Origin of the sequence: Haloarcula amylolytica (genome assembly GCF_049705545.1) — an archaeon.
Lineage (GTDB): Archaea > Halobacteriota > Halobacteria > Halobacteriales > Haloarculaceae > Haloarcula > Haloarcula amylolytica_B.
The window spans coordinates 500,092-513,738 of sequence record NZ_JBNAMU010000001.1; the positions used below are offsets into that span (position 1 = coordinate 500,092).

At 65.9% G+C, this 13,647-nt stretch carries 15 protein-coding genes; 12 read left to right on the plus strand and 3 right to left on the minus strand.

Annotated elements, in window-relative coordinates:
- Positions 1–57 precede the first annotated feature (57 nt).
- The 7 genes from ACOZ4H_RS02640 to ACOZ4H_RS02670 all read left to right on the plus strand — a co-directional run bounded on the left by ACOZ4H_RS02640 (position 58) and on the right by ACOZ4H_RS02670 (position 7,013).
- Positions 58–978 carry a hypothetical protein gene (locus ACOZ4H_RS02640; protein ID WP_424327848.1) on the plus strand — a complete coding sequence of 307 codons (921 nt, stop codon included), beginning with the start codon at positions 58–60 and terminating at the stop codon, positions 976–978.
- Between the two features lie 69 nt (positions 979–1,047).
- The gene (locus ACOZ4H_RS02645) at positions 1,048–2,256 is read left to right on the plus strand and encodes an anion permease (protein WP_424327849.1); all 1,209 of its coding nucleotides are present in this window, start codon (positions 1,048–1,050) and stop codon (positions 2,254–2,256) included.
- 126 nt (positions 2,257–2,382) lie between these two features.
- Complete coding sequence (gene fer1, locus ACOZ4H_RS02650; RefSeq protein WP_004959486.1) at positions 2,383–2,772, plus strand: ferredoxin Fer1; 390 nt, start codon at positions 2,383–2,385, stop codon at positions 2,770–2,772.
- A 102-nt stretch (positions 2,773–2,874) separates the two neighbouring features.
- The gene (locus ACOZ4H_RS02655) at positions 2,875–3,894 is read left to right on the plus strand and encodes an A24 family peptidase C-terminal domain-containing protein (protein WP_424327850.1); all 1,020 of its coding nucleotides are present in this window, start codon (positions 2,875–2,877) and stop codon (positions 3,892–3,894) included.
- Positions 3,895–4,045: 151 nt separating this feature from the next.
- Positions 4,046–5,443 carry a hypothetical protein gene (locus ACOZ4H_RS02660; RefSeq protein ID WP_424327851.1) on the plus strand — a complete coding sequence of 466 codons (1,398 nt, stop codon included), beginning with the start codon at positions 4,046–4,048 and terminating at the stop codon, positions 5,441–5,443.
- A 56-nt stretch (positions 5,444–5,499) separates the two neighbouring features.
- Positions 5,500–5,862, plus strand: a complete 363-nt coding sequence (gene hisI, locus ACOZ4H_RS02665; protein ID WP_424327852.1) for a phosphoribosyl-AMP cyclohydrolase — start codon at positions 5,500–5,502, stop codon at positions 5,860–5,862.
- Entirely contained in the window at positions 5,862–7,013 is a 1,152-nt protein-coding gene (locus tag ACOZ4H_RS02670) for a DUF7118 family protein (RefSeq protein ID WP_424327853.1), read from the plus strand. The genes hisI and ACOZ4H_RS02670 overlap by 1 nt, the downstream gene beginning before the upstream one ends.
- Here the strand turns inward: ACOZ4H_RS02670 and glmM are convergent.
- Complete coding sequence (gene glmM, locus ACOZ4H_RS02675) at positions 6,998–8,377, minus strand: phosphoglucosamine mutase (protein WP_424327854.1); 1,380 nt, start codon at positions 8,375–8,377, stop codon at positions 6,998–7,000. The two genes, ACOZ4H_RS02670 and glmM, sit on opposite strands and share 16 nt — an antisense overlap.
- An 86-nt stretch (positions 8,378–8,463) precedes the next feature.
- Here glmM and pyrE point away from each other — a divergent pair, with 86 nt between their 5' ends.
- Both pyrE and ACOZ4H_RS02685 read left to right on the plus strand, forming a co-directional pair.
- A complete protein-coding gene (gene pyrE / locus ACOZ4H_RS02680; RefSeq protein WP_424327855.1) occupies positions 8,464–9,015 on the plus strand; it encodes an orotate phosphoribosyltransferase in 552 nt (183 codons plus the stop codon).
- A gap of 85 nt (positions 9,016–9,100) precedes the next feature.
- Complete coding sequence (locus ACOZ4H_RS02685; protein WP_424327856.1) at positions 9,101–9,349, plus strand: glutathione S-transferase N-terminal domain-containing protein; 249 nt, start codon at positions 9,101–9,103, stop codon at positions 9,347–9,349.
- A 205-nt stretch (positions 9,350–9,554) separates the two neighbouring features.
- On the opposite strand, the gene ACOZ4H_RS02690 is transcribed toward ACOZ4H_RS02685, so the two are convergent.
- Entirely contained in the window at positions 9,555–10,523 is a 969-nt protein-coding gene (locus ACOZ4H_RS02690; protein ID WP_424327857.1) for a transcriptional regulator, read from the minus strand.
- A 132-nt stretch (positions 10,524–10,655) separates the two neighbouring features.
- Here ACOZ4H_RS02690 and ACOZ4H_RS02695 point away from each other — a divergent pair, with 132 nt between their 5' ends.
- From ACOZ4H_RS02695 to ACOZ4H_RS02705, 3 genes are all read left to right on the plus strand, one after another.
- Complete coding sequence (locus tag ACOZ4H_RS02695) at positions 10,656–11,921, plus strand: TiaS agmantine-binding domain-containing protein (RefSeq protein ID WP_424327858.1); 1,266 nt, start codon at positions 10,656–10,658, stop codon at positions 11,919–11,921.
- Positions 11,922–12,108: 187 nt separating this feature from the next.
- Entirely contained in the window at positions 12,109–12,315 is a 207-nt protein-coding gene (locus ACOZ4H_RS02700; protein WP_424327859.1) for a hypothetical protein, read from the plus strand.
- A 56-nt stretch (positions 12,316–12,371) separates the two neighbouring features.
- A complete protein-coding gene (locus tag ACOZ4H_RS02705) occupies positions 12,372–12,575 on the plus strand; it encodes a hypothetical protein (RefSeq protein WP_312616708.1) in 204 nt (67 codons plus the stop codon).
- Position 12,576: 1 nt separating this feature from the next.
- On the opposite strand, the gene ACOZ4H_RS02710 is transcribed toward ACOZ4H_RS02705, so the two are convergent.
- Entirely contained in the window at positions 12,577–13,635 is a 1,059-nt protein-coding gene (locus tag ACOZ4H_RS02710; protein WP_424327860.1) for a pyridoxal-phosphate dependent enzyme, read from the minus strand.
- Positions 13,636–13,647 lie beyond the last annotated feature (12 nt).

Consider the following 13,647-nt stretch of genomic DNA (forward strand, 5'->3'; position numbering starts at 1 on the left):
CGGCTGTCTGTGCCAGCACACCCCCATGCTTTTACGGCGTGATGGGAAAGGTCCGCCATGGTTACTGCTACACTCGTCCTCACACCGCTCGCCCGTCGGCTCGAAGCAATCATGTTCGGGCCGTACGAGCGCGAGTACCGGTTATTCGAACAGGCCGTGCTGGTCGTCGCCGTCGGCCTGGCGCTGGCCTGGGGACTGGTCGCGTTCGATGTTCTGCCGCTCGGTGCCGGCGCGGCATCGCTGCTTGCGACCGCTGCGAGCGTCGCCATCTCGGCGTTCGTCGTCGTCGGTCTCCTGCAGTTCCTCGTCCTCGCGAACGTCCTCGAACGGACCAACGAGGATGTCGCTACCAAAGCCGCTGAACTCGAAGAGGCCGCCGAGCAACTGGAGACGACCGCCGAGGAGCTGGAGACGACCGCCGACGAGGTCGAAAACGCCGCCGAGACGGTCGACGAGGCCGCCGAGGACGTCGAACAGACGGCCGACGAGGTCGAGCAGACAGCCGGCGAGGTCGAGCAGACAGCGGACGAAGTGGAGGAAACCGTCGACGAGGTCGAGCAGACGGCCGACGAAGTCGAGCGGACGGCCGACGAAGTCGAACAGACTGCGACCGAGACCGGTGACGAGGACGCCGCCGAGAAGGTGACCGAAGTCAAGGACAAGACGACCGAAGTCAAGGACAAGACGACCGAAGTGAAAGACAAGACGACCCAGGTCAAGGACAAGGCGACGGAAGCGAAAGACAGGACGACCGAAGTCAAAGACAAGACGACCGAAGTGAAAGACAAGACCAGCGACGCGAAGCAGACCGCCGAATCGGTTACCGACGAGGTCGAAGCGGCCAAGAAGACGGCGAGCGAGGTCGAGGAGACAGCCGCCGAGGTCGAGGAGACGGTGCCGGCCGACGACGAGCATCTCGTTGACGAGGGTGGCGAGTCCGACACCGACGACGGTGGCTCGGCCGAGCGGTCGCCGTAGCGGCCGCCGCCGCCACTCGACCGAGTACCTGTTCGGTACGTTTTAACCCAGTGAGGGACTGGCATCTGTATGGTCGAAGTTCTCTTTGCCCTCGGTGTTCTGGTGGCTATCTTCGTCGGCTTCAATATCGGGGGGTCTTCAACGGGTGTCGCGTTCGGGCCTGCAGTCGGGTCGAACACGCTTTCGAAGCTCTCCGCTGCGGCCCTGATGACGATATTCGCGATGGCCGGCGGCCTCATCGTCGGGCCGGCCGTCGTCGAGAGCCTGGGCAGTGACCTCGTCGCGACTGCCTTCTCGCCGCTTATCAGCATCGTCGTCCTGTTTTTCATCGGTGTCGCGCTGTTTCTCTCGAACGTGGTCGGGGTCCCCGCGTCGACCTCGATGACTGCCGTCGGCGCTATCGCCGGCCTCGGCCTCGCTCGCGGGACGTTGAACGCCGCGCTGATGCTCGAAATCGTCTCCTGGTGGCTCGTCTCGCCGATCATCGCCTTCTGGGTCAGCGGCGTCATCGGACGGTACTTCTACCCCCGACTCGTCGAGTGGTTCGCCGTCTCCCAGAGCGAGGGCGCGCTGCTCGATTTCGACCGGTCCGGTGCGATTCCGCGCCCGTCCCTCGGTGACAACACGACGCCGCGGGAGTTCGTTGGCACCGTCGTCGTCATCGGTATCGGCTGTTACATGGGTTTCTCGGCGGGTGCGTCGAACGTCGCCAACGCCGTCGCCCCCCTCGTGGGCAACGGCTCGCTGGAGCTGTACCCGGCTATCCTGCTCGGCGGCGGCGCTATCGGCCTCGGTGCGTTCACCATCGCCCGTCGGACGATGGACACGGTCGGAAACGACCTGACCGACCTCCCGCTGGTCGCCGCCATCGTGGTCGCGGCGGTCGCCTCCACCATCGTCACGTTCCTCTCGGCGCTGGGTATCCCAGCGAGTTTCGTCATCATCGCCACGATGAGCATCGTCGGCCTCGGTTGGGGCCGTGCGACGCGAACGACGAGCCTCTCCGACACCGTACAGGGTGAGACGCCCGTGGCCTCCGTCGGTGCGCTGACCACCGACGCGGAGGCCGCGGACGCACCGACCGTCGGCGGGAAAAAGGGGACGCCGAAGCCGGCCGAGACCGAACCCATCGGCGAGGAATCGCGGGAAGACATCCCGTCGGCGTCAGACCTGTTCGAACCCGGGACCACTGCCAGAGTGATTTTCCTCCAGAACGTCGTCCCGTCAATTGCGACCCTCGCAGCGTACTTGGTGTTCCGGTTCCTGCCGATTGTCTGAGCGGTGAACATTTCTGAACCGATGTCACCGATTCACCAACGAATCGCCGCGTTGTCCCTCATTATTTTGCACGATGGAACTCCGAAGGGCAAAGTCTAACAGGGCGGGGTTCGAACCAGTCAGGTGATGCCCACGGTAGAGTACCTTAACTACGAAGTAGTGGACGATAACGGCTGGGACATGTACGACGACGACGTCTTCGGAGAGGCGTCAGATATGGACCTCGACGACGAGGACTACGGGTCCCTCGAGGTTAACGAAGGCGAGTACATCCTGGAAGCCGCCGAGGCACAGGGCTATGACTGGCCCTTCTCGTGCCGCGCCGGCGCCTGTGCGAACTGTGCCGCTATCGTTCTCGAAGGCGACATCGACATGGACATGCAGCAGATCCTCAGCGACGAGGAAGTCGAAGACAAGAACGTTCGCCTGACCTGCATCGGCAGCCCGGACGCCGACGAGGTCAAGATCGTCTACAACGCCAAGCACCTCGACTACCTGCAGAACCGCGTCATATAACGCGGCTCCTGCAGCGCACTACCCTTTCTTTTCCCGGTAGCAACTGCTCTTGACAGTCGTCGTATCGGAACCATTAGGGGCACCGCTGTGTTGCATGTAGCCGTGCTTGGGTCGATACCGGACCTGCTTCGGCTGGTCGCCGTCCCGGTGTTCGGGTGGGCGGCCTACCGCGACGTGAAGACCCGCCGGGTGCCGAACCGGACCTGGACCCCGCTTGCCGTGCTGGCGGTCGTGCTCCTGCTGTGGGACACATACACCGTGTGGACTGGCCCGACCGCGGTCGGCCGGCGGCTGTTCCTCATCAGGGTCGCGATCAGTCTCGGCTTCGTCATTCCGCTGTCGTACGGCTTCTGGCTCGTCGGTGGGTTCGGCGGGGCCGACGCGAAGGCGTTCATGCTCATCGCCGTCCTCTTTCCCGTCTATCCGGTGTACTACCTGTCGACTGTCGCCCTCCCGCTCCAGGCGACCGCTATCGGCGTCTTCTCGTTGACGGTACTCTCGAACACCGTCCTCGCCGGCGTCGTCTATCCGCTGGCCGTCGCCGCCGGCAACCTCGCCCGGGGCCGCTTTTCGCTGGCGATGTTCATCGGGCGACCCGTCGCCGCCGCCAACGTCACTGAAGAGTACGGCCGACTGCTCGAATCGCCCGACGGGTTCGACCGTAGCGGTCTCGACCTCGATGCCCTCCGGATGTACCTCCGCTGGCGCGGCTGCTCGCTCGCCGATATCCGGGCCGACCCGGACCAGCACCGGCGTCCGACTTCCCTCCCGGCGGTCCCGAACGACCCCGGCGACGGCTCCCTGGCAACCGACGGCGGCGACCCGGTGGCCGACGACGGAGATGGACCGGCAGACCACGACGCCGGGGCCGATGAGACCGACCGTCCCGACCACATCGACGACCCGTGGGGTGCCGAGCGGTTTCTGGACGACATCGACCACTCGGCCTACGGCACGTCGCCGGCCCAGCTTCGCGACGGACTGGACGTGCTCGTCGAACAAGACGAGGTGTGGATCTCGCCCGGGATTCCGTTTCTCGTCCCGATGTTCGCCGGGCTGGTCGTCTCGCTCACCTACGGCGACGTGCTGTTCTCGCTGTTGCAGGCCGTCGGGCTGGCCTGAGGCGTTCGGTTGGCGTGAACGTTTCTCTCAACCGAGGCTTTTTATATGAAAATAGACTGTAGTATTTCGTAACCAACATGGACGGGGTTCCGGGGGCACTCACTTGTTACGGCCGAGAGCCACGGGTGAACGCGCGGGGTGTCGCTACCGGATGAGCGGCAACGAGACACGGCGCGAATCTAGCGGCGTCGATTCGGCGGTCGGTCCGCGTCCGCCCTGTCGGCCGCCGCTCGAACTCATCGAACTCGACGGTGAGTGGACGGTCCGCGAGTACCGCCGCGACCAGTGCGATGCGACGGTCTTTTCGACCCACGACCGCCGAATCGACGCGATGCGAGCGGCCCAGGACCGGATGGACGCGGATCGCCATCCGTGCCTGCTGCGCTGGGACGCCCCGGATATCGTCGGGGACATCTACTGGAACGAACTGTTCGAGTGCCTCCGGGTGCAACGCAGCGGGATGCTCGACGCATGGGTGGTCGTTCCCGAGGGTGACGCTGTCGTCTTTCACGTGGACGCCGACCTCGAATCCGCCTGTGAAAACGCGAAAGCGATTCAGCGCGCGTTCGATTTCAAGCGCCTCGAACTCCGCGACACCGACGGCCGGACGGAGCAGTCGGTCGACCACCGCTTCATCCGCCACGGCATCGCGGAGTCCGGCGTCCGATTCAAGCGGGACCGACTGTCCGCACCCGTCGATGAACCGGACCCGGACGACGACGCCGACGTGACGGACCCGTCCGAGATCGGCCCAATGACCACGGCGAGTACGCTCATGGCCGCGATTCCCGACCTCACAGAACTCGAAACCATCGACACCTCCGGTTACGTCCATCGGTATCGCGGAACGTGGACGGACGGCGAGGTGGCACACATCGCGTTACTCGACCCGGACCGCGGCGAGGAGGGCAGCGCGGTCAAGCGGTTCATGTCCGCCGTCGAGAACTGGCAGGCCGTCGCCGACCGACCGACGGTATCGACTATCTACGAAGTCGGCGTCAGCCCGAGCGCCTGGATCGCCTACCGTGCCGGCGAGGGTGCTGCCGAAGACTACTGCGCGTCGCTCCCGGTCGATGCCCGACGGCAGGTGCTCGACGACGTCGCCGCGGCGGTAACCGCTGCGGCGCACAACGACGTGTACGCGACGGCCATCTCGCCAGACTCCATACGGATTCTCTCGCGTGACGAGCCTGTTCGGGCGGCACTCGCCGGGTGGGGCATCGAACGCGCGGTGTCTGGCGCGTTCGACGACGACAGGGTCACGCCCTACACCGCGCCGGAACAGTTGGCTGGGGCCATCGAACGGACGACGCCGGTGTACCAACTCGGTGCCGTCGCGTACCGACTGCTCTGTGACCGCGAGCCGTTCCGCGGGGCGAGCGACCTCCACCGTGCAATCCGCGACGGCTCGCTCCGGAAACCCAGTTCCGGGACCAGCCTCCCCGGGGGCGTCGATACGGTCATTCGGCGCGCGATGGCCCCCGACCCGGGACAGCGCTACAACAGCGCAACAACGTTCTCGACGCGGCTTTCGGAGGCCCTGTCCTGAGGGAATCCGGTCGCCTGAGCAGAAGACCTATTTTTCGGACACGCCTCCGCCCGAGTATGACCGACGTCGACCTCGCGTTCGACGAGCAGGAGTACATCCCCGCTGTCGCCCAGGACGCCGACACCGGCGAGGTGCTCATGCTCGCCTACGTCACCGAGGAAGCGCTCCGGAAGACCCGCGAGACGGGGGAGGCTCACTACTACTCGCGGAGCCGGGACGAACTCTGGCACAAGGGCGGGACGAGCGGCCACACGCAGGCCGTCGAAGAGGTGCGGGTCGACTGTGACGGGGACGCGCTGCTGTACATCGTTGACCAGGCCGGCGGGGCCTGCCACACCGGCTACGAGTCCTGCTTCCACCGGACCGTCGACGGCGAGACGGTCGGTGAGCAAGTGTTCGACCCCGACGACGTGTACTGATGGCTCGATCCGATACTGAGATCGGAAGCAGCTCGGGACCCCCCGACGCCGTGGAGCGCCTCGAACAGGCCGCCGAGGCGTACGACCGAGCACAGGCGCGCGTCGAGGAAATCGGTGCGGACGCGCTACGTGACTGCCGTGACATCTACAGCGAACTGCGGAACCTGCTGGACAGCTACGACGGCCGGGCGACCGGCGGCGGCGACTTCGAGGCGTTCATGGAGTTCCAGGGCCGGGTCGGGACGCTGACTGACGACCTCCCCGAGGACCTGCCCGAGCGCGATACCTTCGAAGAAACCGACGACTTCCTCCAGCAGCGGCGGCTCACGGAGAGCGACTTCGAGCAGGCCCGCGAGATGCTGTCGCCCGTCGGCGACCTCGTCGGTCGACTCGACGAACTCGACGACGCACGCGAGCAGTACAAGAAAGCCCGGACCGAGGCGAACCGTCGACGTAACGAACTGCGCGACCGCATCGCCGACCTGGAACGCCTCCAGCGGCTCGGCGACGCCGATCTCGATGCCCCGGTCGAGCGTCTCCGTGACCCCATCGAGCGCTACAACGACGCCGTCACCGAGGCGTTCACCGAGTTTCGGCGCAACACATCGGCCAGGGACGCACTGGCGGTCATCGAGCGGGCCGACGCGTACCCGCTGGTCGAGTTCCGGTCCCCACCCGCGGAACTGCTGACCTACGTCCGCGAGCACGACGCCGGCCGGGAGCCGATTCCGAAACTACTGGAGTACGCCGACTACTCCGCCTCGAAGCTGGACCACTACGTCGACGACGCCGCGGCGCTACGGAGCGCCGTCGCCACCCGGCAGACGTATCTCCGGCGGCTCGACGCCGAGCCGGTGCGGATCGACTGGCCGCCGCCGTCGGCCGACGCCCTGCCGTGGTATTGCCGAGAGTACCGCTCGGTCGTCGCCCGATTCGCCGACGAGTCAGTCGTCGCGGCGCTACGGGAGGTGCGTGGGCTCGCGGAGCGGGACGACTACGAGCGGCTTCGCGAGAGCGCTGTCGCTCGGGCAGAACTCACAGAATCCGAGCGTGAACGGCTGGCCAGCGGCGCTGTCGAGGAGGAACTGGCGACCGCCCGCGAGGCCCGGGCGGCCATCGAGGACGCGCTGGAAACTCACTCGCCGCTGTAGGTGTCTATCCGCTGGGTCGCCCGGTTGACCATCGTCTCGGCGAGTTCCTCGGCCCGGTCGAGCGTTCGTGCCTCGGCGTAGACCCGGACGACGGGCTCCGTGCCGGACGGTCGGGCCAGCACCCAGCCGTCGCCGTAGTCGAGGCGGTAGCCGTCCGTCGTGTCGAGGTCGGCCGTCGCGTCGTTCGCGTGTGCTTCGATGCCTTCGAGCATCGCCTCGCGCTCGTCTTCGGTCTCGTATTCGAGGTTCCGCCGGACGTTGTAGTAGTCGTCGTAGTCCGCGGCGACCTCGCTCGCGGGCCGCTCGGCGACGAGTTCGAGGAACTTCGCGGCGGTGAACGCGCCGTCCCGGGCGATCCGGTAGTCGGGGAAGAGGATGCCGCCGTTGCCTTCGCCGGCAATCGCGACGTGCATGCCGTCGTCCTGCAGTTTGCGGATGCGGCTGACGATGTACGTCGAGCCGATGGGAGTAAGCGAGAGGGTCGCGCCGGCGTCTTCGACGACGTCGACCAGCCTCTGGGAGGCGTTGACGGCCGAGACGACGCCGTCGCCGGCCTCGATTTTCGCCGCCGCGAGCGCGGCCAGCGCGGCGTCGCCTTCGATGTGGGTTCCGGTCTCGTCGACGAACATCCCGCGGTCGGCGTCGCCGTCGTGGGCGAACCCGAGGTCGGCGTCGGTCGCGCGGACGAACGCCCGCAGGTCTTCGAGGTTCTCGGCGACGGGTTCGGGGTCGCGGCCGGGGAAGTGGCCGTCGGGCTGGGTGTTGACGGTGTGGACCTCACAGCCGAGTTCGCGGAACAGGTCGGGGCTCGTGAGGGAGCCAGCGCCGTGCCCGGGGTCGACGACGACAGTGAGGTCGGCGTCGGCGATGCGGTCGCGGTCGACGGCGGAAAGGACCTGCTCGCGGTATCGGCGGCGAGCGCTGGCGATGTCGTTGTCAGACCCGACTGTCTCCCAGTCCGCGTAGGCCGGGGTGTCGTCCCGGAGGGACTGCTCGACGCGGTCGAGTGTGTCTCGCGTCAGTTCGACGCCGTCCGCGCCGATGAGTTTCACGCCGTTGTACGCGGCTGGATTGTGGCTCGCGGTAATCATCACGCCCGGGACCCCTTCACGCTCGCAGTACGCCTGCAGCCCCGGTGTCGGGACGACGCCGAGCCGGTCGACGTCGAACCCGACAGTCGTCAGGCCGCTGGTCGCGGCGTTGATGAACGTCCGCCCGGTCGTCCGCGTGTCCCGGGCGATTGCCACGCGGTCGTGGCCGTCACGCCAGACGTCCCCGGCGGCCTGTGCAACCCGAAGGACGTACCGCGGTGTCAGCTCTTCGCCCGCGACACCCCGGACGCCGCTCGACCCGAACACTTGCATTCGAGCGACTGTCTGAGTGCGAGGGGCTTAGGAATGTCGCTGTCTGAATCCAACAGTCATTAGCCCCGTGACTGTCCAGTGAGCGTATGGCAAACGACGAACTCATCGCGGCGCTGCGGGACGCCGACGCCGTCAAGTTCGGGGAGTTCGAGCTCTCCCACGGCGGCACGTCGAACTACTACGTCGACAAGTACGTCTTCGAGACCAACCCCGCCTGTCTGGACCTCATCGCCGGGGCCTTCGCCGAACGGATCGCCGAGTGGGACACGGACGCCACGCTGGCCGGCGTCGCCCTTGGTGCGGTCCCGCTTGTTGCGGTCACGAGCGTCGAGACGGACATCCCCTACGTCATTGCCCGCAAGCAGGCCAAGGAGTACGGGACGGGCAACCGAATCGAGGGCGACCTGCCCGAAGGTGCGGAGGTCATCATCCTCGAAGACATCGCGACGACCGGCCAGAGCGCGGTCGACGCGGCGGAGGCGCTCCGCGAGGCCGGTGCTGTCGTCAACCGTGTGCTCGTCGTCGTCGACCGCGAAGAGGGGGCTAGCGAGAACCTCGCCGAACACAACCTCGAACTCTCATCGCTCGTGACTGCGTCGGACCTGCTCGCCGACGCCCCCGACGATATCGACGTTTAGCGCCGGCCAAGCCGCTGTCGGCACTGCGCGGCCGGGACACATCACCGATGTGTTCTTGACGGTGGAATCGCTAGAATCCGTCGTAATGGCCAATCTCGAACTCTACGAACTCGAAGGCTGTCCGTACTGCGCGAAGGTTATCAAGAAACTTGACGAGCTCGGCCTCGACTACGAGTCACACATGGTCCCGCGGTCCCACGGCGAGCGGACCGAAGTGAAGGAGATCTCGGGCCAGACTGGCGTCCCCGTCCTCGTCGACAAGGACAACGGCGTCGACGCGATGCCCGAATCCGACGACATCGTCGAGTATCTCGAAGAGACGTACGGGCAGTAAGACATCTCTACCGCGGTCGCGCGTAGCGCGACCGTTTTTCGCCCACGTTTTTCGAGGACCCCTCCCGCAGCGAGTGGCACGAGCGAGGAGGGGTGACGACGAAAAAGGTGGATTGTCAAGTATCTCGAAGAGACGTACGGGCAGTAGACTCAGCGCTTGCGGTGTTTCTCGTTTTTAACTGACAGCGAAGACGGGCAGCAGCCGCTCAGGCCACTTCTTCGCGGTCCTCGCCACGCTCCATAATCAAGTCCCGCAGGTCGTCGGCGTCCTGGATGTCGTCCATCTCGTCTTTCTCGATGAGTGCGGTCCCGTCAACGGACTCGCGCCGGAGTTCGTCGACGACGTACACCGACCGGGTCCGTGTCACCTCGCCGACTGAGGACATGATCCGGGCTCGCTTCTCGGCCGTCTCGGTGAACGCCGAGTGGCCGGCGAGTACCTGCTCGCGCTGGTCGTCGCTCTCGTTGACGCTCTTGAACGGGGCGCGGTCCGTCGGGTGGACCTCGAAGCCGATACGGGTGAACACCGTCACGATTGGCTCGTCCTCCGGTGCGACATCGGGGTCGTCCGGTGTCGGCTCGTCGTCCCGGACCTCCTCTGCGCCGTCGAGAACGCTCACTGGCGAGGTCAGCGGCGCGTCGAACAGGTCTTCGAGTTCGGCGGCCACCTCGACGGAAGCGTCCATCCCGTCCTCGTATTTGGAGACCGTCCGCCGAGAGACGCCAAGTTCCTTTGCCAGTCGGCCGAGCGACCAGTCGCGGTTCTCGCGCACGTCGGCGAGAATTTCGGAGTCGATATTGACGTAGAGCCCGCCCGGGGCGGCGTAGATGAGCGGCGGGACCTCCTCGACGAACAGGTCCATCGCGGTGTCGGGTGACAGCACCGGGACGCCGTGGCGGAAGTAGACGACGCCGGGTTTCAGCTCCTCGTCGCGCGTTCGGAGGCCGATGACAATCGGCGTGGCGTTCAGGTACGTGCCAAGTCGCCGCATCTCGCCCCCGGTCTGTGCGTCGAAGGCGTCGATGTTGCCCAGTATCTTCAGGAGCAACACGTCCTCACCGCGACGGGCAGCGATGTCGAAACTCTTCGGGCGAATCGCACAGCGGTCGCTGACGAGGAAGCCAGCGTCTTCGAGCATCGCCATGACGTTTTCCACCAGCGCCGACCGTGACATAGTACTCTGTACCTCTACTGAGTCTAGCCCGCTCACCCATTATATGTATTGCGCCGTTCGTTGATCTCTCAGGCCGAATTGAGGGCCCGGCGTGACGAAAGGCGTTTGACCACTTCGGGGCTACAGAGTAACGTGACTGTCGTCGGCCTCGATGATACGGACTCGCGCGAGCGGGGGATGTGTACGACCTACGCCGCCGTCACCCTCGCCGAGTCGATACGGAACGCCGGGGGGACCGTCGAGCGACTGCTCCTCGTCCGACTGAACCCCGCCGTCGAGCACAAGACCCGCGGGAACGCAGCGCTGGCGGTGCATACGGACCTCGGCGCTGACACGGCGCTTGAACTGGCCGGGAACGTGCTCGACATGGCCGAAACCGACGACCCTCGGACCAACCCAGGGGCCGTCGTCGCCGACTGCGACCCCGAAGACGTCCCGCCGCAGATCGCAACGTTCGCCCGCGAGACGATCCAGTCGATACAGGACCCGATGACCGCGACGACGCTGGCCGATGTGGTCGGGTTCGCCCGCTGTCAGCGGGGCAACGGCCGCGGGTTGGTCGGTGCGCTCGCGGCGGTCGGGGCCTGGGCCGCGCTGTCGGACTGGACCTACGAACACATCGCCTACCGGGAACAGGAACGGTGGGGTACGGAACGGCTGGTCGACGCTGAGAGCGTCCGCGTCGTGGCGGACGAGCACTACCCGGCCGTGTGGGACACCGTCGACAGCGAATCGGGCTACCCGGTCTGCGTGCCGCGGACGCCGTGTCCGATTCTCTACGGGGTCCGCGGCAACGACCCCGACGCCTGCCGCGCCGTCGCCGACGCAATCGACAGTGAACCAATCGCCCGACGAGCGACGTTCGTGACGAACCAGGGGACTGACGTGCATCTACAGGACGCGACGCTCGACGCGGTCATGGACGACAGCGCCTACCGCGTCACCGGCACCGTGATCGAGGCCCCCGAAACCCGGGAGGGTGGGCACGTGTTCATTACACTCAAGGACGACGGAACGACCCTCAACTGTGCCGCCTTCGAGCCGACGAAGGGCTTTCGCGACCGGGTCCGCTCGCTCAGGGCGGGTGACCGGGTCACCGCCTGTGGCGAGGTGAGCGACGGCACACTCAAACTGGAGAAGTTCGCGGTCCGGGAACTCGTCCGGACGGAATCCGTCACCCCGGACTGCCCGGACTGTGGTCGGTCGATGAAATCCGCCGGTCGGAACCAGGGCTACCGGTGCCGGGACTGCGGGACCAGCGCCGACAGCAAGGTCGAGCAGCCCATTGAGCGGGGACTGGAACCCGGGTGGTACGAGGTGCCGCCGGTCGCGCGCCGCCACATCGCAAAGCCGCTGGTCCGCGGCGGGTTCGACGCGCCCACCCATCCTTCTCGTTGAGGCGGATTGGTGTCGCGATGTACCGGTATGTCTCGCCCTCGTTACTCCCCGCCAAGGTGACGTCCTGGCTGCGTTCGCTATTCAAATCGATTACCGACGGGTAAGCACCACGAACATTCCGGTAATATCGGGATATACGTCGATTTAGACTACGGATAACAATATTGATCTACCGTTATTTGCGGGCATGAGCAGTGAGGGGTCAGACGCTCAGCGGCAGAATACGACGGACGGCAGGGTCACCGAGAAATTACTGACTGTCGAACACGAGCCGGCTGCGGGTGGCGGCCAGCGTTCGATCTTCCATCCGCCCGGTCTCGCGAGTCCAGAACTGGAGACGAAGTGGCTGGCCGTTTCGTCGGACCAACTCGTTTCTCTCGACGACGTTCAGTAGTCCTTACGCCCGATAACCGACTGGTAACAATAATAACACCTATCGTGAGTCGAGACATGGACTCCGATACCCGGTCGACGAGCGAGGTGACGGCGGCGACAGACGCTGACGAGGGGACGCTGCCTGCCGTGGTGCGCTCCCGCCCCGACGGCAGTGAGCGACTCATCTGCTACGCCCCAGATGTCGAAACGACAGACGTCGAGGATCAGTGGCTCTCCGTCGACGCCGACTTTCCGGTCTCGACACTGTTGATGCGGTAGACTAGCTGTTCCGACCGGTCAACGCAACAACCACGTCGTCACCGCCCTGGAGTTCTCCCCGCTCTCTGAACTGGGTTAGCGCCGCCGTTGCGGTCGCACATGTGGGCTCGACGTGGAACCCTGCTTCGCTGAGGCGGTTGCGTTCCCGCTCGGTTGCCGCTGCAGAAATGGCGACGGCGTCGCCAGCGGTTTCGTCGATGGCGTGTCGTATCTGATGGCTGCGCGGCGGGTTCCGGATGTGAATCCCGTCAGCGAGGTCGTTGGCGTCGCCCGGCGAACTGCTGTCCCCGTCGGCGATGGGGCTGTACCCGGTCGCCTGCGCACCGAGTATGCGTGGGACAGCGTCCGTCCATCCGGCTTGCTCCAGTGCCCGAAACCCGCGATAGAGGCCGAGAAACATCGTCCCGTGACCAAGCGGCGTGACGACGGCGTCCGGGACGGTCCAGTTTCGCTGGGCGGCAATCTCGTAGGCGGCTGTCGCCGTCCCGGAGAAAAAGGCGGGATTCCAGGCGTGGCTGGCGTACCAGCCCGCCCCACTCTCGACGGCATCGATACAGGCCGCGGTTACGGACTCTCTACTCCCTTCGACCGGGACCACGTCGGCTCCGGTCCGTTCGATACGGCGAACCTTCGTTTCCTTCGCATCCGCGGGAACGTATATCTCGGCGTCCAGACCCGCCCGTGCCGCGTAGGATGCGACTGCCAGCCCGGCGTTGCCCGAGGAGTCTTCGAGCACGCGGTCGGCCCCGGCTTCGAGCGCTTCGGCGACGACCGTCGCCGCGCCACGGTCCTTGAAACTCCCCGTTGGGTGGAGATACTCCAGTTTGAAGGTGGCGTCCCACCCGGGCGCGTCGACCAGCGGCGTCCAGCTCTCGCCGAGGCTGACTCGCTCGCCCATGGGGAGAAAGTCAGCGAAGTCCCAGACACCGCTGGCCCGCGAGAACTGTTCCGGTCGGCTGTCGGGCAGCGCCTGCGTGGCGTAGTCGAGCGGTGCCCCACAGGAACACCGCCAGGGGCCCTTGCGGGGGTACTCCCGGTCGCAGACACTACAGCTGTGCATGGGCCTACTCGG

Coding starts and splice junctions, on each gene's coding strand:
- ACOZ4H_RS02640 (WP_424327848.1), top strand. CDS start 58: ATGGTTACTGCTACACTCGTCCTCACACCGCTCGCCCGTCGGCTCGAA.
- ACOZ4H_RS02645 (WP_424327849.1), top strand. CDS start 1,048: ATGGTCGAAGTTCTCTTTGCCCTCGGTGTTCTGGTGGCTATCTTCGTC.
- fer1 (WP_004959486.1), top strand. CDS start 2,383: ATGCCCACGGTAGAGTACCTTAACTACGAAGTAGTGGACGATAACGGC.
- ACOZ4H_RS02660 (WP_424327851.1), top strand. CDS start 4,046: ATGAGCGGCAACGAGACACGGCGCGAATCTAGCGGCGTCGATTCGGCG.
- hisI (WP_424327852.1), top strand. CDS start 5,500: ATGACCGACGTCGACCTCGCGTTCGACGAGCAGGAGTACATCCCCGCT.
- ACOZ4H_RS02670 (WP_424327853.1), top strand. CDS start 5,862: ATGGCTCGATCCGATACTGAGATCGGAAGCAGCTCGGGACCCCCCGAC.
- glmM (WP_424327854.1), bottom strand. CDS start 8,377: ATGCAAGTGTTCGGGTCGAGCGGCGTCCGGGGTGTCGCGGGCGAAGAG.
- pyrE (WP_424327855.1), top strand. CDS start 8,464: ATGGCAAACGACGAACTCATCGCGGCGCTGCGGGACGCCGACGCCGTC.
- ACOZ4H_RS02685 (WP_424327856.1), top strand. CDS start 9,101: ATGGCCAATCTCGAACTCTACGAACTCGAAGGCTGTCCGTACTGCGCG.
- ACOZ4H_RS02690 (WP_424327857.1), bottom strand. CDS start 10,523: ATGTCACGGTCGGCGCTGGTGGAAAACGTCATGGCGATGCTCGAAGAC.
- ACOZ4H_RS02700 (WP_424327859.1), top strand. CDS start 12,109: ATGAGCAGTGAGGGGTCAGACGCTCAGCGGCAGAATACGACGGACGGC.
- ACOZ4H_RS02705 (WP_312616708.1), top strand. CDS start 12,372: ATGGACTCCGATACCCGGTCGACGAGCGAGGTGACGGCGGCGACAGAC.
- ACOZ4H_RS02710 (WP_424327860.1), bottom strand. CDS start 13,635: ATGCACAGCTGTAGTGTCTGCGACCGGGAGTACCCCCGCAAGGGCCCC.